The 17,621-nt window shown below is 72.1% G+C and carries 17 protein-coding genes; 10 read left to right on the plus strand and 7 right to left on the minus strand.

Features of this window, described 5'->3' with window-relative positions; all coding sequences use genetic code 11:
* The first annotated feature begins 67 nt into the window (after window positions 1-67).
* From HUT12_RS25580 to HUT12_RS25595, 4 genes are all read left to right on the plus strand, one after another.
* Entirely contained in the window at window positions 68-1,516 is a 1,449-nt protein-coding gene (locus HUT12_RS25580; protein WP_176095000.1) for an alpha-amylase family protein, read from the plus strand.
* A 196-nt stretch (window positions 1,517-1,712) separates the two neighbouring features.
* On the plus strand, window positions 1,713-2,615 hold the full coding sequence (locus HUT12_RS25585; protein WP_254876956.1) for a L,D-transpeptidase: 903 nt from the start codon (window positions 1,713-1,715) through the stop codon (window positions 2,613-2,615).
* 72 nt (window positions 2,616-2,687) lie between these two features.
* Window positions 2,688-3,422 (plus strand): hypothetical protein, encoded by a 735-nt coding sequence (locus HUT12_RS25590; RefSeq protein ID WP_176095001.1) that lies wholly within the window; start codon window positions 2,688-2,690, stop codon window positions 3,420-3,422.
* A gap of 376 nt (window positions 3,423-3,798) precedes the next feature.
* Window positions 3,799-4,938: a site-2 protease family protein gene (locus tag HUT12_RS25595; protein WP_131052997.1), complete on the plus strand. Its 1,140-nt coding sequence runs from the start codon at window positions 3,799-3,801 to the stop codon at window positions 4,936-4,938.
* A gap of 4 nt (window positions 4,939-4,942) precedes the next feature.
* Here HUT12_RS25595 and HUT12_RS25600 read toward each other — a convergent pair whose 3' ends face one another.
* The gene (locus tag HUT12_RS25600) at window positions 4,943-6,178 is read right to left on the minus strand and encodes a D-arabinono-1,4-lactone oxidase (protein WP_131052998.1); all 1,236 of its coding nucleotides are present in this window, start codon (window positions 6,176-6,178) and stop codon (window positions 4,943-4,945) included.
* A 59-nt stretch (window positions 6,179-6,237) separates the two neighbouring features.
* Between HUT12_RS25600 and HUT12_RS25605 the strand changes: the two genes are divergently transcribed.
* Window positions 6,238-6,621: a thrombospondin type 3 repeat-containing protein gene (locus tag HUT12_RS25605; protein WP_131052999.1), complete on the plus strand. Its 384-nt coding sequence runs from the start codon at window positions 6,238-6,240 to the stop codon at window positions 6,619-6,621.
* A 43-nt stretch (window positions 6,622-6,664) separates the two neighbouring features.
* Here the strand turns inward: HUT12_RS25605 and HUT12_RS25610 are convergent, their stop codons facing one another.
* A complete protein-coding gene (locus HUT12_RS25610; protein ID WP_131053000.1) occupies window positions 6,665-7,594 on the minus strand; it encodes an LLM class F420-dependent oxidoreductase in 930 nt (309 codons plus the stop codon).
* A gap of 94 nt (window positions 7,595-7,688) precedes the next feature.
* On the opposite strand from HUT12_RS25610, the gene HUT12_RS25615 reads away from it, so the two are divergent.
* The 3 genes from HUT12_RS25615 to HUT12_RS25625 all read left to right on the plus strand — a co-directional run bounded on the left by HUT12_RS25615 (window position 7,689) and on the right by HUT12_RS25625 (window position 12,217).
* Window positions 7,689-8,312, plus strand: a complete 624-nt coding sequence (locus tag HUT12_RS25615; RefSeq protein WP_236145712.1) for an ATP-binding cassette domain-containing protein — start codon at window positions 7,689-7,691, stop codon at window positions 8,310-8,312.
* A 5-nt stretch (window positions 8,313-8,317) separates the two neighbouring features.
* A complete protein-coding gene (locus tag HUT12_RS25620) occupies window positions 8,318-9,835 on the plus strand; it encodes a DUF6297 family protein (RefSeq protein ID WP_176095002.1) in 1,518 nt (505 codons plus the stop codon).
* A 213-nt stretch (window positions 9,836-10,048) separates the two neighbouring features.
* Window positions 10,049-12,217, plus strand: coding sequence for a carbohydrate-binding module family 20 domain-containing protein (locus tag HUT12_RS25625; RefSeq protein ID WP_176095003.1), 2,169 nt, complete (start codon window positions 10,049-10,051; stop codon window positions 12,215-12,217).
* Between the two features lie 96 nt (window positions 12,218-12,313).
* On the opposite strand, the gene HUT12_RS25630 is transcribed toward HUT12_RS25625, so the two are convergent.
* From HUT12_RS25630 to HUT12_RS25640, 3 genes are read right to left on the minus strand one after another with little or no spacing between them, the layout of a single operon-like run.
* Complete coding sequence (locus HUT12_RS25630; protein ID WP_131053004.1) at window positions 12,314-13,009, minus strand: ABC transporter permease; 696 nt, start codon at window positions 13,007-13,009, stop codon at window positions 12,314-12,316.
* Complete coding sequence (locus tag HUT12_RS25635) at window positions 13,006-13,917, minus strand: ABC transporter ATP-binding protein (RefSeq protein ID WP_176095004.1); 912 nt, start codon at window positions 13,915-13,917, stop codon at window positions 13,006-13,008. Before HUT12_RS25635 ends, HUT12_RS25630 begins: the two co-directional genes overlap by 4 nt.
* The gene (locus HUT12_RS25640) at window positions 13,914-14,285 is read right to left on the minus strand and encodes a GntR family transcriptional regulator (protein WP_236145711.1); all 372 of its coding nucleotides are present in this window, start codon (window positions 14,283-14,285) and stop codon (window positions 13,914-13,916) included. The genes HUT12_RS25635 and HUT12_RS25640 overlap by 4 nt, the downstream gene beginning before the upstream one ends.
* 130 nt (window positions 14,286-14,415) lie before the next feature.
* Here HUT12_RS25640 and HUT12_RS25645 point away from each other — a divergent pair, with 130 nt between their 5' ends.
* Window positions 14,416-14,940, plus strand: coding sequence for a SigE family RNA polymerase sigma factor (locus HUT12_RS25645; RefSeq protein ID WP_176095005.1), 525 nt, complete (start codon window positions 14,416-14,418; stop codon window positions 14,938-14,940).
* Entirely contained in the window at window positions 14,937-16,100 is a 1,164-nt protein-coding gene (locus HUT12_RS25650) for a hypothetical protein (protein WP_176095006.1), read from the plus strand. Before HUT12_RS25645 ends, HUT12_RS25650 begins: the two co-directional genes overlap by 4 nt.
* A gap of 3 nt (window positions 16,101-16,103) precedes the next feature.
* Here the strand turns inward: HUT12_RS25650 and HUT12_RS25655 are convergent, their stop codons facing one another.
* Together HUT12_RS25655 and HUT12_RS25660 are read right to left on the minus strand one after the other, a co-directional pair.
* Entirely contained in the window at window positions 16,104-17,141 is a 1,038-nt protein-coding gene (locus HUT12_RS25655; protein WP_131053008.1) for a hypothetical protein, read from the minus strand.
* Window positions 17,141-17,410, minus strand: coding sequence for a hypothetical protein (locus tag HUT12_RS25660; RefSeq protein ID WP_131053009.1), 270 nt, complete (start codon window positions 17,408-17,410; stop codon window positions 17,141-17,143). Before HUT12_RS25660 ends, HUT12_RS25655 begins: the two co-directional genes overlap by 1 nt.
* Window positions 17,411-17,621 lie beyond the last annotated feature (211 nt).

Here is a 17,621-nt window from a genome sequence, read left to right on the forward strand (position 1 = left end):
TCCCGGTTGCAAGATCCGGGCAGCCGCACCACCCTCCCCCGTCCTCCGGCACCCCCGGGAGCACCCGATGCGTCGACGTCGACTCCGCCCGGCGATCATCGCCCTCGCCGTGATCGCCAGCCTCCTCGCACCCAGCACCGTGACCGCACCCCCGGCCAGCGCCGCCCCGGCAGGCGGCAAGAAGGTCATCGCCAACCTCTTCGAGTGGAACTGGCCCTCGGTGGCTGCCGAGTGCACCAGCACACTCGGCCCGAAGGGCTACGGCTACGTCCAGGTCTCGCCCCCGCAGGAACACGTACGCGGCAACCAGTGGTGGGTCGCCTACCAGCCGGTCAGCTACCGGATCGAGTCCCGCAAGGGCACCCGCGACCAGTTCCGGTCCATGGTGGGCACCTGCCAGGCGGCCGGCGTCAAGGTGATCGTCGACGCCGTCGTCAACCACATGTCCGGCCAGACCAACGGCGGCACCGGCTGGGCCGGATCGACCTACCAGCATCACGTCTACCCCGGCATCTACCAGGCGCAGGACTTCCACTACTGCGGCCGTAACGGCAACAACGACATCGTCAACTACCTCGACCGGTACGAGGTGCAGACCTGCGAGCTGGTCAACCTCGCCGACCTCAAGACCGGCTCCGAGTACGTCCGGTCCCGGCTGGCCGGATACCTCAACGACCTGCTCTCCCTCGGCGTGGACGGCTTCCGGCTGGACGCCAGCAAGCACATGCCCGCCGCCGACATCGCCGACATCCTGCGCCGCCTGAACCGCCCCGCCTACGTGGTGCAGGAGGTCATCCACGGTGCCGGCGAGCCGATCCGACCCGAGGAGTACACCGGCAACGGCGACGTGCACGAGTTCCGCTACGGCAAGGACCTGGCCCGGGTCTTCCGCTCCGAACGCCTCGCCTACCTGCGCAACTTCGGCGAAGGCTGGGGGCACCTGCCCAGCTCGGTGTCGTCGGTCTTCGTGGACAACCACGACACCCAGCGCGACGACGGCGGGGTGCTCACCTACCGCGACCGGGGCACGTACGCCCTGGCCAACGCCTTCATGCTGGCCTGGCCGTACGGCTCACCGACGGTGATGTCCAGCTACACCATCACCAACCGCGACGCGGGCCCGCCCTCGGACGGCACCAACAGGACGCTGAACACCACCTGCTACTCGGGCTGGGAGTGCGAGCACCGCTGGCCGGTGATCGCGAACATGGTCGGCTTCCGCAACGCCACCGAGGGCACCGGCGTCAGCAACTGGTACGACAACGGCTACCAGCACATCGCCTTCAGCCGTACCGGCCGGGGCTTCGTCACCATCAACGACGAGGACTTCCCGATCACCGGCCGCTCGTACCAGACCGGGCTGCCCGCCGGCCGCTACTGCGACGTCATCCACGGCACCTTCACCAACGGCACCTGCAGCGGCCCGATCATCACCGTCGACGCCAACGGCTGGTTCGCCGCCACCGTCCCCGCCCACGACGCCATAGCCCTCCACACCAACGCCCGCCTCCCCTAACCTCCACCGCCCGCGCCACCCCGCCCCCGGCTCGGCCCCGCCCGGCCCCCACCGCCCGTGTTGATCAAGAGCTTTGGTTCAGGAATCCGCCCGAACCCGACGCAAACTTCTTGATCAACCCGGCAGGGGCGGGGGGCGGGGTGGGGCGGTGCGGGGAAGTGGGGTTATTGAGGGTTTTGGGTTGTTAGGGTTAGTTGTGCAAATTGGGGATTGGCGCAGGGGACGGCGGGGGGTCGCTGCGGCGGTCGGGGTCGCCGTACTGCTGGGTGGGTCGGCGTACGCGGGGTGGGCGCTGACGCCCTCGGCGGGACCGGCACCGGTCGCCCGACCGAGCGACCGGGCCGAGATCCCGAGTACGACGTTGCCACCGCTCGACGAGCCCGTCCCGACGGCGGCACCGGCACCGGACGACCTGCCCGAGATCGCCTACGATCCGGCACCGGCCGGTTTCCCCGACGACCCGGACACCCTGGACACCACCCCGTTGACCGAGGGGCTGCGGCCGACCCGGCGACTGGCCACGTACGACGGACCGGGCGGGCGACCGGTGGCCTTCCTGATGCCCACCATCAGCGAGGTGCCGCTCACCGTGCCGATCGCCCGACGCGAGCGGGGCTGGACCGCCGTCCTGCTGCCGTCGGCCAACCGCAAGCTGGCCTGGCTACCACCCGGCGGCTTCCGGACCGTCGCGCTGCGCGACCAGATCGTGGTGGAGCGGGTACCGTACCGCCTCACCTGGTACCGCGACGGCGTCGCCCGCCGTACCTGGCAGGTCAGCCTGGGTCAGCGCGGCCAGGAGACACCGCTGGGCCGCACCTTCGTCCTGGGCCGCACCCCGCCGCCGGAGAGCGTCTACGGCGGGGTGGACATCTATGCCCTCGGCTCGGTCCCCGACGACCCGGCCTCGGTGCCGGACGGGCTGCGCGGCGCCCACATCGGCATCCACACCTGGCACCACGACGGTGAACTGGGCCAGCAGACCACCAACGGCTGCATCCGACTCACCCCCAGCGGGCAGCGACTGCTGCTGACGGAGGTACCCGAGGGCAGCCCCGTGGTGGTCGTCGACGCACTACCCGCCCCGCCCTCGACCGCCTGAACGCCGCCGGTCCACACCGGGGAACGCCGCGGTCCGTGACGGGTACGAGCGTCGTGTCCTACGGTGACAGCCGTGACGATGCCTGCGCTACACCGGTCCGGCGTCGAGATCATTCGCCGCAAGGTGCCGTGGGTACCGGTAGTCGGAGCCGGCGGAGCCCTCGGCCTGTTCGCCTTCGTCGGCGACGAACTGCCGGGAGTGTGGGGCCTGGTCATCCTCACACTGGCCAGCAGCGGCTTCGCCTGGGGCATGGCGGCGCTGCTGGCGGGCTACGCGTCGACACGGCACGAGGTCGCACCCGTCAACGCCACCGTGCTGTTGCTCCTCGCCACGGTCACCTACTACGGACTGATCCTGATCGCCGGACGGCGTTGGCATCTCGGCCAGTTGGCGGACGGCAGTTCTGCCGCCGCGTCGGGCCTGGCGTCGGTGGGACGCCACACCGCCTTGTGGGTCGTCGCCTCGGTCGCCGCCGGCGTGGTGCTGGGCTGTCTGGGCTCGATCATCCGACGCGGTGCACGGCTACCGGCATCGGTCGCCGCCGGGGTGGCCCTGGGGCTGCTAGCCGGCCAAGGGCTCCACGACGTGTTGACCTTCCGGGCGTGGGGCGCCCTCGACGCCTTCTTCCTCGGCAGGCTCATCGCGGCCGGGATGGGCGTCTCGCTGGCCACGGTGGGAGTCACCCTCCTCTTCGTACGCTCCCGGGCCGCGAGATCCTGGCCGGTCTTCGTCGGGACGTCCCTGCTGATCAGTACGGCGGGAGTGTTGCTGTGGAGCCAGATCGAGTCGATCAGACAGGCTCTGTGACGTGCCGCCCCATCGGACTGAACCGCGCCTCCTGTCGAGCTGAACCGCCTGTGCTCTCGGCCCAGTCGCCAGCCACGCCGGTGATTCGTTCACGCCGTCAGCTCTAAAGCGGTCGCAGAGGCATGCCCGGCGGTAGCGCCCCGTCGGCGTCGTGATCGCCATCGCCGCACGTCGGCGGTGTCGCCAACGGACTCTGCACGCCGCAGGCGGCACTGGGTCGTCGCGGCAGTCGGCATGCCGGTGCTGCTCGCGTGGGGGATCTTCGCCTACCGGCTCACCGAACAGGCAGCCGCGTGCGGCGCGGAGCACGGTCCGGAGTCGGCCCGTGTTCGCCCCCGTTGGCATGGTCACGGTCTTCGGGGGTATCAGCGGACACATGAGGGCGAGTTTCCGGCTCGGCCGGGTCGTGGGCGTACCTGTCGGGGTCAACTGGAGCGTCCTGGTCATCTTCGCGCTGATCTGGTGGGGGCTCTCGGCCAACCTGTTCCCGGCGTCGTATCCGGACCGGTCGGTGGTCGCGTACGTGCTGGCGGGGCTGGCGGCGGCCGTCGTGTTCTTCCTGGGCCTGCTGGCGCACGAGGTGTCGCACGCGGTGGTGGCCAAGCGCAACGGGCTGGGCGTCACCGGCATCACCCTCTGGCTCTTCGGTGGGGTGGCGGAGCTGCGCGGCGAGGCGCGTACGCCCGGTGCCGAGCTGCGCATCGCCGGGGTGGGGCCGCTGGTCAGCCTGATCATCGGCGTCTTCTTCGGGGCGATCGCGATGCTGCTGGGCCTGGCCGGGGTGCAGGGGTTGTGGCTGGGCGTGATGGCCTGGCTGGGCGGGATCAACCTGCTGCTGGCGGTCTTCAACATCCTGCCGGCCGCCCCGCTGGACGGTGGGCGGCTGCTGCGGGCGGCGGTGTGGAAGGCCACCGGGGACCGGACCCGCGCGACGGTGGTGGCGGCGCGGGCCGGGTGGGTGCTGGGTCTGGCGCTGATCGGTTTCGGGCTGTTCCGGTTCCTCACCGGCGCCGGTGTGGGTGGGCTCTGGCTGGCCCTGATCGGCTGGTTCCTGATCGGCGCGGCCAGCCTGGAGGAGCGGCAGGCGCGGGTGGGTTCGGCCCTGCGGGGGATCCGGGTGGCCGACGTGATGACGCCGCAGCCGCAGACCGCCTCGGGCGAGATGACGGTGGCCGACTTCGTGGACAACTACCTGTTCGCGTACCGGCACACGGCGCTGCCGTTGACCGAGGACGGTCGGCCGGTCGGCCTGGTCACCCTCGACCGGGTACGCGGAGTGCCGAGTGACGCGCGCGGCAGCACCACGCTGGAGTCGGTGGCCTGCCGCTCCGACGAGTTGGTGCTGGCCTCCCCCGACGAGCAGCTCACCGATCTGCTGCCCCGGCTCAGCGACTGCGCCGACGGGCGGGCGCTGGTGGTCACCGACGGTCGCCTGGTCGGCATCGTCTCACCCAGCGACATCAGCCGCGCGGTGCAGCGCGGCGCGATGCGCGACCAGGTCGACGTGGGCCGGTGACAGCTCAGCGGGGGAAGAGGCGGTCCAGTTCCCCGGTGCGGAACCTGCCGGCCGGGTCCAGCCGGGTGAGCAGCGCGGCGAAGTCCGCCCAGCGGGGGTACGTGGCCGCGATCGTCTCGGGCGGCAGCGTGAAGACCTTGCCCCAGTGCGGGCGCGGGGCGAAGGGGGCCAGCGCGCGCTCCACCTCGGCGAGCACCGGCAGCACCTGTGTGGTGTCGGCGATCCAGGTGAAGTGGACGGCGAGGGTGTCCCGGTCGTACTGGGGGCTCAGCCACAGCCGGTCGGCCGCGATCGTCCGCAGCTCGCTGGTCTGCGAGACCGGGGCGATCAGGTGGGCCACCTCGTCCAGCGCGGCCAGCGCCTCGGCGGCGTCGGCGCGCGGCAGGTGGTACTCGGACTGCAGCTCGTCGCCGCTGCTCGGGGTGAATCCGAGCCGGAAGTGCGGCAGCCGCTCGTGCCACGGCCCGGCCACTCCGAGCTGCTCGGTGCAGTTGACCGTGGGCATGCCGGGCACCGGGTGCCAGGGCCGGTCGGCCGCCGTCGTGCCGAGCCAGTCGGCGGGCGGTGGCGGCTGGTCGGCGAGCTGCTTGCGCCAGACCTGGGTGCCGAGGGTGGAGCGCCAGTCGGTGAAGACGCTGACGCTGTACGCGGCGGCGAGCGCCTCGTCCAGCGCGGCGCGCGGCAGGTCCAGCCGGACGTACTGCCGGACGTCGTAGGTGGGCACCACGTCCAGGGTGACCCGGGTGACCACGCCGAGTGCGCCGAGGGCGACGACCGTGCCGGCGAAGTCGGCCGAGTCCCGGTCGACGGTGTGCAGGTCACCGGTGCCGGTGACCAGTTCGAGTCCGGCGACGGCGGTGGCCAGGTTGCCGACGGTGACGCCGGAACCGTGGGTGCCGGTGGCGACCGCGCCGGCCACCGAGATGTGCGGCAGGGAGGCGAGGTTGGCCAGCGCGTACCCCCGCTGGTGCAGCCAGGTGGCCAGGTCGCCGTAGCGGATCGCGGCCGGGACGTCGACGGTCCGGCGGTGCGCGTCGAGACGGATCGTGTCCGGCAGCCCGGAGAGGTCGACCAGGTCGCCGGTGGAGTCGCCGAGCCGGTTGAAGGAGTGTCCGCTGCCCACCGCCCGGATCCGGTCGCTGCCGGCGACCAGCTCGCGCAGCTCGTCCAGGGACGACGGCCGGTGGTGCGCCCGCGCGGAGTACCGGATGTTGCCCGCCCAGTTGCGCTGCGTCGACACGCGACCTCCCCCTTCCGCGCCGACGGTTACCGTCGGCTCCGTCGGGGAACCCTACGCCGATGAGCAGCTACCGTGATCCCGCCCCTCGTGGCGACGTGTACCCCTCCGAGGAGGAGATCGACCCGACCGGCAGCGGGGTGTTCCCGGCCAGCGCTCCGGCCGGTGCGTACCCGGCGGGCCAGCCGACCCCGCAGCCGTCGCCGGGACCGTCGCCGTCGCCGGTGCCGACCCCCGGCCCGCCGCCTCGCATGGAGGGCGGCGCCCGGTCGATAGTCAGCCGGCACCTGGACGGTTCGGTCTCGGTGGTCACCGACTTCGACGGCGACGGCGTGGCCGACGTGGTGCAGTACGACCTCGACGGCGACGGCATTCCGGACGTCACCTATCTCGACAACGACCGGGACGGGCGGCTGGAGACCGTGCTGCGGACCCCGGCCCCCTGACAGGCCGGAGTCGACACCGCACCGCGCAGCGCAGCCGCACCGCTCAGAGCTGCGGCAGCACCTGCGAGGCGACCAGGTCCAGGTGGTCCAGGTCGCCCAGGTCGAGCACCTGGAGGTAGGCCCGCTGGCTGCCCACGGCGGCGTACCGGCCGAGCTTGTCGACCACCTCGGCGGGCGTGCCGGCCAGCCCGTTCTCGCGCAGCTCGTCCGGTTCCCGGCCGATCACGGCGGCCCGTCGGGCCACCTCGGCGTCGTCCTTGCCGCAGCAGAGCACCAACGCGTTGGACCAGGTCAGCTCGTCCGGGTTCCGGCCGATCTCCTGGCAGGCGGCACGGACCCGCCCGAACTGGGTGACCGTGTCGTCGATCGAGACGAACGGCAGGTTGAACTCGTCGGCGTACCTGGCGGTGAGCTGCGGGGTCCGCTTCGCGCCCATGCCGCCGAGCAGGATCGGCGGGTGCGGCTGCTGCACCGGCTTGGGCAGCGCCGGCGAGTCGCTGACCTGGTAGTGGCGGCCGGTGAACGCGAACGTCTCCCCCGGCGGGGTACGCCACAGACCGGTGATCACGGCGAGCTGCTCGTCCAGCCGGTCGAAGCGTTCCTTGAGTGCCGGGAACGGGATCCCGTACGCGCTGTGCTCGGCGTCGTACCACCCGGTGCCGATGCCCAGTTCGACCCGGCCGCCACTCATCTGGTCGACCTGCGCGACGGTGATGGCCAGCGGGCCGGGCAGCCGGAACGTCGCGGCGGTCATCAGCGTGCCGAGCCGGATCGAGCGGGTGTCGCGGGCCAGCCCGGCCAGGGTCGTCCAGGCGTCGGTGGGGCCCGGTTCGCCGCTGACCGACCCCATCTTGAGGTAGTGGTCCGAGCGGAAGAAGGCGCCGAAGCCGGTCTCCTCGGCACGCCGGGCCACGGCCAGCAGGTCGTCGTAGGTCGCACCCTGCTGAGGTTCGGTGAAGATCCGCAGTTCCATGGACCGAGCATAGAAAGCCCACAGCCGTACCGCCCGACTTGTGGCGTTGATCTAGGGTGGTGCGGTGGGTGAACCGGTCGTCGCCGTCGCGGACCTGCACGTCGCGTTCGGCAGCGTGACCGTGGTGCGGGACGTCGGCTTCGACCTGCCGGCGGGCGGTGCGCTCTGCCTGGTCGGCGAGAACGGCGCGGGCAAGTCCACCGTGTTGCGCTGCGTCACCGGCCTGACCGACCCGAGCGCGGGCCGGGTCCGGGTGTTCGGGGCCGCGCCCGACGGCTCGGCCGCGTTCTGGCGCCGGGTGGTCGCCACCGTCGAACAGCCCAGTTGGTACGCCGGACTGACCGTCCGGGAACACGTGGAGCTGGTCCGGTTGGCCGGTGGCCACGACCCGGCCGACGGTCGGGTGGACGAACTGCTCTCCGTGCTGGGCCTGCGGGATCTCGGCGACGGCACCCCGGACCGGCTCTCCTCGGGCGAGCGGCAGCGGCTGCTGCTGGCCGCCGCCCTGGCCCGCCCGGCGGAGCTGCTGGTGCTCGACGAGCCGGAGCAGCGGCTGGACGCGGCGATCCGACCGGTGGTGGCCGGTCTGCTCGGCGACCACCTGGCCGCCGGTGGGAGCCTGCTGTTCGCCAGTCACGATCCGGTCTTCGTGGCCGCCCTCGACTGTCCGGTCCTGCGGCTGCACACCGGGTCACCGGCGCCCGAACCAGGCACATGACGCGGGTGGGCGAGGCGATTACCCGCCGGGAGCCGGCGCCGCCGACCGCCCGCAGGCTGCGCCGCTGGGTACGCCGGCAGCGGGCCGAACGGGCCCCCTCGCTCTCGCTGGAGAACGTGTACCTGCTGCTGCTGACCGTGGCGATCGCGGTCGCGATGTTCGGTCCGGGTGTCGGGTCGGCGATGTGGCCGGCGACGGGGGCGGCCCCGCCGGACCGGCTCGTGGTGCTGGTGCTGCTGGGTGCGGGTGCTGTCGGCCTGATGCTGCTGTTGCGTCAGACGGGCCCGCTGGTCCTCGGGCGCGGTGAGCTGACCTGGTTGCTGCCGGCGCCGGTGCCCCGGCGGGGGCTGCTGCTGCCGGCGCTGGTGCGGGCACTCACGGTCGGGGCGGTCATCGGCGCACTGCTGGCGCTGGTCGGCGCCGCCCGACTGGCGGTCCGCCCGGTCGCCGGGTCCGCCCTGGCCGCCTGGCTCGCCCTGGGTACGGCCGTCGGTGCGCTCCTGGCGTTGCTCGCGGTGACCGCGCAGCGTCGCCCCGGGTACGCCCGGATGCTGGACGTGGCGTTGCCGGCGCTGCTGGTGGCGTTGGGCGCGACGGTGCTGCTCGCCCGGGTACGACCGCTGCCGGCGCTGCCCGGTGTCGCGGCGCCGCCGCTCCCGCTCACCCTCGGCGCCCTGCTCGTCGTCGCGGGCCTGACCGCCCTGGCCGTCCGCGACCTGGCGCGCCTGCCCGACGTCCGGCTGCACGAGCCGTCGTTGACCGTCGGCACGTACCTGGACGCCGCGTACGCCGTCGAGCCGTCGTTCCTCGCCGACCTGCGCGAGCGACGGTACTGGCGGCGGCGGGCACTGCGGTCCCGGCCGTTGCGTCCCCGGTTCGGCCGGCTGGTGCCGCTGCAACAGGATCTGCTGGTGTTGCGCCGACGCGGGTGGCGGCTGGGCTGGCTGGCCGTGGCGACTCCGCTGCCCGCGTTGCTCAGTGCCGGTGCGGACTGGATGCCGGCGACCGCCCTGGTGCTGGGGGCGGTCACCACCGCCGGGGTCACCCTCGACGCGTTGCGCCGCGACGCGGCCCACCCGGCGCTGCTGCGGCTGCTCGGGCTGACCGGTCGACGGGCGGTCGCGATCCGGCTGGTCGTGCCGACGGTGCTGGCCACGGCCTGGTCCGGTCTGGCCGTGGCGGTGCTGGGGTTGCTCGGCGACCTGCCGCCGGGCCCCTGGTGGGCGCTGGGGCTGGCGTTCGGCCCGACGGCCGCGATGATGGCCGTCCGGCGGGCGCAGGCGGGCCGGATCGACCACTCCCTGCCGCTGGTCGTCACCCCGATGGGCGCCTTCTCGCCCGGCCCGGTGCTGTGGCTGTTCAACGGCACGGACGTGCTGCTGTTCGCGACGCCCACGGTGGTCGCCCTCCTGGGTCCGGTGCAACCGGGCTGGGCCTGGGTCGCCGCCCAGGCCGCCTGCGCGGTGCTGGCGGTGCTGGCCTATCTGCGCTTCGGCACGGACGGCCGCCGTCCCCGGGTGTGAGTCACCGGCCGTTCCGGTCGAAGTGGACGCAAATTCTTGCAGCGTTTACAACTGTCCGCAAGATGCTGGTGGCAAGTCGGATCGACTTGTGAATCAGAGGTTCCCAAGCATCGACGTCACTGTTACGGTCACGCCATCACCGCAACTTCTTGCATAACTTGCAGGAAGCCGTGCTGTCACCACGTCTGCCTGACCGTCCCCCGAGGAGGGCCCGTGCGAATCCCCCGTCCCCGCGCCGCGATACCCGCGGCACTGGCCGCGACACTGGTCGCGGTCGGTCTCACCGTCGTCGCCGCCGGCACCGCGCCGGCCAGCGCCGCCGACGTACGCGCCAACGGCGACGCGATCGTCCATCTGTTCCAGTGGCGGTGGGACTCCGTCGCGCAGGAGTGCGAGAGCACCCTCGGGCCCCAGGGCTGGGGCGGCGTGCAGGTCTCCCCGCCGCAGGAGCACGTGGTGCTGCCCAGCGCCGAAGGCGCCACGTACCCGTGGTGGCAGGACTACCAACCGGTGTCGTACCGGTTGGACTCGACCCGACGCGGCACCAAGGCCCAGTTCGTCGACATGGTCGAGCGCTGCCGCGCCCAGGGCGTGAAGATCTATGTGGACATGGTGCTCAACCACATGAGCGGCACCGGTTCGGCGGGCAGCGGTCCGGGCAGCGCCGGCACCGTCTACGGCAAGTACAGCTACCCCAACCTCTTCAACGACGGCTCCGGCGACGCCTACGGCTACGGCGACTTCGCACCCTGCTACCGGCGGATCAGCAACTGGGGCAACAAGCAGGAGGTCCAGGACTGCGAGCTGCTCGACCTGGCCGACCTGAACACCGCAGATCCCGAGGTACGCCGCAAGATCGCCAAGTATATGAACGCGGTCATCGACCTGGGGGTGGCCGGCTTCCGGGTGGACGCCGCCAAGCACGTCCAGGAGGCGCACCTGGGCGACATCATCAACCGGTTGCGGGACGTACCCGGCTTCGGCGGTCGACCGGACCTGTTCCACGAGGTGTACGGCGACGGGACGATCCCCTACACCGCGTACGCGCCGTACGGCGGGGTGACCAACTTCGACTACCAGCGCGCCGTCTCCTCGGCGTTCCGCGACGGCAACATCGCCCAGTTGGGCAACCTGCCGAACTACGGTGGACTCACCGCCGCACAGGCGGTCGTCTTCGTCGACAACCACGACACCCAGCGTGAGAACCCGACGCTGACCTACAAGAGCGGCGCCCGCTACTACCTGGCGGACACGTTCATGATGGCCCACCCGTACGGTCGGCCCCAGCTCATGTCGAGCTACGCGTTCGGCTCCGTGCACGGGCAGGGCCCGCCCAGCTCGTCCAACGGCACCACGCTGGCCGCCGACTGCACCGGCGGCGCCTGGATCTGCGAGCACCGCAACGCGGGGGTGGCGGGCATGCCGGGCTTCCGCAACGCGGTCGCCGGCACCGGCATCGGATCGGTGGTCACCGACGGCAACGGGCGGTTGGCCTTCGCCCGGGGCAACCGGGGGTACGCCGCCTTCAACGCCACCACCAGCGCCTGGAGCCGTAGCTTCGCCACCTCGTTGCCGGACGGCCGCTACTGCAACGTCGGTCGCGGCGCGTACGACCGGTCCACCGGGGCCTGCCCCGGCGGCGCGGTGACCGTCTCCGGTGGCGCCTTCACCGCGTCGATCGCCGCAGACCAGGCGGTCGCCCTGCACGTCGAGGCCCGACTGGACGGCGCCACGCCCACCCCGACGGTGACCCCGACCGGCTCGCCGACCCCGACCGCGAGCCCGACGGTCCCGGCCGGTTCCACCCGGTTCACCGCCACCGTCTCCACCGACCCCGGCCAGGAGGTGTACGTCGTCGGCTCGATCCCGGCGCTCGGCTCCTGGAACCCCGCGAACGGGGTGAAGCTCTCCACCACCTCGGGCAGCTATCCGACCTGGACGGGCTCGGTGTCGGTGCCCGCGGGCACCGCGTTCGAGTGGAAGCTGGTCAAGGTCGGCAACGGCTCGGTGCAGTGGGAGAACGACCCCAACCGCACCGGCACCGCCGGCACCGCGCTGACCGCCACCTGGAACCAGCCGGTCAGCACCCCGCCGGCCGCCACCACGGTCTCCTTCCGGGCGACCGCCACCACCACGCTCGGCCAGCACCTCTATGTCGTCGGCGACCTGCCCGCGCTCGGCGGCTGGGACCCGGCCAAGGGGGTCCGCCTGTCGCCGACCGCCTACCCGCTCTGGACCGGCGGGCTGAACCTGCCGACCGGCACCGCGTTCTCCTACAAGTACGTCAAGCGCACCGACTCGGGCCAGGTGGTCTGGGAGTCGGGCGCCAACCGCACCGCCACCGCCACCGGCTCGGTCACCCTGACCGACACCTGGCGCTGACCGCGACCGAACACAGCGGCCCCTCCCGACGTCGTGTCGGGAGGGGCCGCCCCCGTTCCGCCCGGTCGACCGGGTCGGGCCTCGGCGCGTCGACGGTCAGGGGGTCGCGCGCCGGATGATCAGATAGCTGACGGCGGCGAGTGGCAGCGTGAGCAGCGCCGGCCAGCCCACCAGGAGGACGGCGCCCGACTGGTCGGCGAACCAGCCACCGATCGCCGACCACCAGCCACGCCAGGTCGCCAGCACCACGGCTCCACCGATCACGACCAGCGCCACGGTGCTCAGGGCGAGCATGCCGTTGACGCCCCACCGCTTGAACACCAGAGCGATCGCGATCCCCAGGAAGCCGAGCAGCAGGAACGGGATCGCGAAGCCGAGGAAGCGCAGCACCGGGTTCTCCACCCAGAGGAACGGTATGCCGAAGAAGGTCAGGCCGACGCCCCAGCCTGCGGTGGCCTCCTCGACGACGGCGAGCAGATAGAGCGCGGCCGCGTAGACGATCGCCTGGGCGCCGAAGGTGAGCACGTTGCCGAGGTAGAAGTTGCGGCGCGAGATGCCCAGTCCGATCGCGAACGGGAAGTCCTGAGTGATGCTGTTGACGCAGGCGACGAACATCACGACGTAGATGCTGGCCAGTCCACCCGTGGTCGGTGTGGAATCGGTCGACTCGTTCATCGAGCTGAAGAGCGCCAGGTTGATGAGGAAGCTGAGGGCGAGGATCCCCCAGGGCCAGCCGACCACGCTGGGCCAGGCGACGAACTGAAGCCGGGCGACGGTCAGGGCACGGTTCATCGGACAGCCTCCGTGCTGGTCGCGCCGGCGGCGTGTCCGTCGGCCGAGGTGGTCAGGCGCACGACGGTGTCCTGCAACGACGCGGCCTCCAGGGCCAGGCCCAGGGACCGGGCCCGCTCCTGGTCCGCCGGGCCGAAGTCACCGCGTACGGTGGCGCGGGCCGTGCCGCCGAGCAGCACCCGGTGCAGTTCGGTGGCGGTACGGCTGAACTCGTCCACCGCCGCGACCGGGCCGGCGACGGTGAGCACCTGGCCGCGCAGGGCCTCCGCCTCCTCGTCGAGCAGCAGCCGTCCGGCGTCGATCAGCAGCACGTGCTCGATCAGGTCGCTGACCTCGTCGATGAGGTGGGTCGAGAGCACGATCGTGCGGGGGTGTTCGGTGTAGTCGGCCAGCAGCCGGTCGTAGAAGATCTGCCGGGCCACCGCGTCCAGGCCGAGGTAGGGCTCGTCGAAGAAGGTCAACGGTGCCCGCGTGGCCAGCCCGACGATGATGCCCAGCGCCGAGAGCATGCCCCGGGAGAGCTTGCGGACGTTGCGGCGCGGCGGCAGCCGGAAGTCCTCGACCAACTGCTGCGCGAACGCCTCGTCCCACCCGGGGTGGATCAGGGCGGCGGCCCGCAGCACGTGCCGCACCTGGAGGTTCGACGGGTAGGTCTGGCTCTCCTTGATGAACGAGATCCGGGACAGCACGCCCTCGTTCTCGTACGGGTGCTGCCCGAAGACCGCGACCTCGCCGGAGGTGGCGAAGGTCTGCGCGGTGAGGATCTGCATCAGCGTGGTCTTGCCGGCGCCGTTGCGTCCCAGCAGGCCGTAGATCCGGTTTCCGGCGAGCGAGAAGCTGACCCGGTCCAGCGCCGTGACGCCGCGGTACTTCTTGGTGAGGTCGGTGACGGTGACGACGGGGCTCATCGCTCCCCCTCCCAGGTGTCGATCATGCTCTTGAGTTCCGCCGGGTCGATGCCGAGCTTGCGTGCCTCGGCGACCAGCGGTTGCACGTACTGCCGGGCGAACTCGTCACGGCGTCGACCGCGCAGCGTGGCGCGGGCGCCGGAGGAGACGAACATCCCGATTCCTCGTTTCTTGTAGAGCGTTCCGTCGTCGACGAGCTTGTTGACCCCCTTGGCGGCGGTCGCCGGGTTGATCCGGTGGAAGGCCGCCAACTCGTTCGTGGACGGCACCTGCGCCTCCTCGGCCAGCGTCCCGTCCAGGATCGAGTTCTCCAGCAGCTCGGCGATCTGGAGAAAGATCGGCCGACCGTCCTCCATCACGCCCGCCACCCGCCACCCTGGTTGGCCGGTTCACTACTCATGTAACTAACCATGCAACCTCGGTGCGTCGCTGTCAAGTCGCGGTGCGGTCCGTTAACCTTCCGACCCGGTGTGCGCGTCTACGTACCGGGAGGTGCGCATGACCGACGGACACCCGGCTCCGCCGGAGGGCTTCGCCGAGTTCGTGACAGCCCGGTCCCCCGCGTTGCTCCGGTCGGCCTGGCTGCTGACCGGCGACGTCGGGCGGGCGGAGGACCTGTTGCAGACCGTGCTCGCCGCCGCATGGCAGCGCTGGTCGACGGTGTCCACCGGACATCCCGAGGCGTACCTGCGACGCGCCCTGTTCACCACGTACGTCTCGTGGTGGCGACGCCGGTGGCGGGCCGAGGTCCCGGCCGCCGCACCGCCCGAACAGTCCGGCCCGAGCGACCTGGCTCGCGAGTCGGCCGACCGGGACGCGCTTCGCCGCGCGCTGGCCCGCCTCAGCCGCCAGCAACGGGCGATCGTGGTGCTGCGCTACGCCGAGGACCTCTCCGTGGAGCGCACCGCCGAGGTGCTGGGCTGCTCGACCAACACCGTGAAGGTGCAGTCCTCCCGTGCCCTACGCAGCCTGCGTACCGATCCGAACCTGGACCTGTTCACCCAACGGAAGGTCGTGTCGTGAGCCGTGACGACGAGGACATCCGCCACCTGTTCGCCGACGCCGTCCCCCCGCTGCCCACCCCGCACGACCGCATCGCCGAGGTCGGGATCCGGGTACGCCGACACCGTCGCCGGGTGGTCACCGGCACGGCGGCGGCCGTCACCCTGGTCGTGGCGCTCGGCGTCGGCCTGCCCGCGCTGTGGGGGCCGGACCGGACCGCCCCACCGGTGCAGACCACCGACCCGACCGGCGAGGTCGTCTGCCCGACCAGCCTCGCCGGAGAGCCCGACCTGGACGCCGTGCGCTACGGCGACGACGAACCACTCGTCCCGCCTGGAGCCGTCGAGATCACCACCTGCGAGGTGCAGGTCGGGACCGCTGGGGTGGTCCACGAGCGCCCTGGCCCGCGTACCCTCACCGCCGGGGTGGACGAGATCGTCCGCCTGCTCAACGCCCAGCCGCCTCAACCGGTCGACGGACGGGGGCGAGCGACACCCGACGGCAGGCCGATGTGCAACGCCGCAGCGCGCAACGAGGTGACCGTCCTGGTGCTGCGCTACCCCGACCGCGAGCCGGTGACCGTCTGGACGAACGCGAACTGCCGGGTGTCGATCACTGCCACGCACGGGCGGGCGCTGGACTCCGAGGTCTTCTCGACGTTCCTCGACCGGTACCGGGCACAACTCGTCGCCACCACCGACCCGGCCACGATCACCAGCCCGGACTGCCCGGCCACGATCCCCGCCGACCGGGTACGGAACAAGCCGTCCAACCCGGGGCCACCGGACCGGATCCGGCTCGACAACAGCGACCCCTACGACACGGTCCTGCCGACCCCGCTGGTCGAGGTCACCGCCTGTCGGTACGAGGTGGACGACGGCACCGCCGAACTGGTCCGGCAGGAGCGGCGGCGCGCGGGAGCCGACGACCTGCGCCCGGTGCTCAACGGCACGTTCGACCGAAAGGCCATGAGCAGCGACTGCGGCGGGTGGCCGGGCTATCCCGCGCCCACCGCGTTCGACACGCTGACCGTGGCCGACGCGACCGGTGCCACGGCCGAGTTCTGGGTCCGGCACATCCCCTGCCGCAGCGCCCGGCACTTCTACGGCGCCAACAAGCAGGTCACCGCACCGTTGCTCGACGCGCTCACCGACCTGCTCGGCCCGCCGCCCGCCCCGTAGCGGTCAGGCGTACGGGGGGCGGGCGTACGCGGCCCGGAGGGCGGCCAGTCCGGGTGCCTTCGGGCTGAGCGTGCCCCAGCCGGAGTTGAAGTAGTTGGTGCGGGCGATGATCGGACCGCGCTCGGCGTTGAGCCGGGCGATGGCGGCCGGCACGGTGGCGATCCAGGCCGGCTGGTCGGGGATCTCGGCGGCGCGTACCCCCCACTCGGCGATGAGCACCGGGCGGGACAGGGCCACCGGGCCGAGGTCGGCCACGGCCCAGTCCTTCGTCCGGCGGAACCGGTCCAGTGCGGTGTGCGAGGCGCTGGTGGCGTAGACGTTCCATTGGAGGAAGTCCAGCCGCGACATCAGCGACTCCGGGTGGGTGCGCTGGAAGCAGGGCCGGTCGAAGCCGCCGAGACCGACCGAGAAGGTGGTCCCCTGCGGCAGCGCCTTGGCCCGGAACCAGTTCACGATGTACGTCATCGCCTGCACCGCACGGGCGTCCGACTCCGCCCAGGTGTACGCCCGGCCGGACTCGGTGGTGCCGAACTCGTGGTCGGTGTCCAGCTCGGAGGCGAGCTGGATGTTCACCCCGAACCCCATGGTGCGGTACTGCGACAGCGCCCGGGCGAAGAGTCCGTCGCACTGCCCGGCGAGCACCTGGCCGTAGCCGTACGCCTTCGGCCAGACCGCGCCGGGACGCTGCTGGATGGTCATCGCCGGAGCGGGCACGACGTAGCGCACCCCGTCGACGGTGAAGGTCTGCGCCCCGGTGTCGGTCGCCCCGTAGTGCTTGAGCTCCAGCACCATGTTGATCTGGATCCCACCCCGGCCGAGGGTGACCAGCCACGGGCGGTTGTAGCCGGGGAAGACGTAGCTGTCGGCGAAGCTGCGGTACTGGGTCAGCGACCGGAAGTTGCCCCCGGCCATGTCGGCGGTCGGGTCGGCGTTCCCGGACAGGTAGTAGCCGCCGAGCACCGGCGGCGTGATCGCGTAGTCGACGGCGGCGGTGGCGGCCTGCCCGGTGGAGTCGCGCACGGTGACGGTGACCCGGGCCATCACGCCACCGCCCGGTACACGGCCACCGCGCCGTTGTCCGACACCCGCGTCCAGGTGCGGCCCGAGCTGTCGGTGACGGCGACGGTGAGTGGGTCGATGACGGCGGTGACCTTGGCCGGCGCGCTGCTGTTGCCCTGCGCGTCGGTGACCACGACGGTGACGGTGAGCGTCTTGGTGTCCGGGTCGCCGTAGGTGACGGTGAGCAGCATCTGCGCCCCGGGGGCGTAGGTGCTCGCGTTGAGGGCGGCGGTGACGGTGGGAGCGGCCATGGCTGCGCCTTCCTGGCTCGATCGCCGTGACCGGCGGAGTGCCCCGTCGGCCCGGCGGGAGATGCGGCGGCGGCCGGAGCGGGCAGGTGTCCGCTCCGGTGGAGGATCCGGCGTGATGACGGTGGCGACGTCGCTGTCGGGCGGGGGGCGGGCGTCCGCCCGACCCGCAGGCGGCCCGTCGGACGTGGCCCGCCGTCCGCAGCCGCTTCAC

It is taken from the genome of Verrucosispora sp. NA02020, from assembly GCF_013364215.1.
Lineage (GTDB): Bacteria > Actinomycetota > Actinomycetes > Mycobacteriales > Micromonosporaceae > Micromonospora.

Coding starts and splice junctions, on each gene's coding strand:
- HUT12_RS25635 (WP_176095004.1), bottom strand. CDS start 13,917: ATGAGCCCCGTCGTCACCGTCACCGACCTCACCAAGAAGTACCGCGGC.
- HUT12_RS25630 (WP_131053004.1), bottom strand. CDS start 13,009: ATGAACCGTGCCCTGACCGTCGCCCGGCTTCAGTTCGTCGCCTGGCCC.
- HUT12_RS25595 (WP_131052997.1), top strand. CDS start 3,799: ATGAGGGCGAGTTTCCGGCTCGGCCGGGTCGTGGGCGTACCTGTCGGG.
- HUT12_RS25645 (WP_176095005.1), top strand. CDS start 14,416: ATGACCGACGGACACCCGGCTCCGCCGGAGGGCTTCGCCGAGTTCGTG.
- HUT12_RS25610 (WP_131053000.1), bottom strand. CDS start 7,594: ATGGAACTGCGGATCTTCACCGAACCTCAGCAGGGTGCGACCTACGAC.
- HUT12_RS25605 (WP_131052999.1), top strand. CDS start 6,238: ATGAGCAGCTACCGTGATCCCGCCCCTCGTGGCGACGTGTACCCCTCC.
- HUT12_RS25660 (WP_131053009.1), bottom strand. CDS start 17,410: ATGGCCGCTCCCACCGTCACCGCCGCCCTCAACGCGAGCACCTACGCC.
- HUT12_RS25580 (WP_176095000.1), top strand. CDS start 68: ATGCGTCGACGTCGACTCCGCCCGGCGATCATCGCCCTCGCCGTGATC.
- HUT12_RS25655 (WP_131053008.1), bottom strand. CDS start 17,141: ATGGCCCGGGTCACCGTCACCGTGCGCGACTCCACCGGGCAGGCCGCC.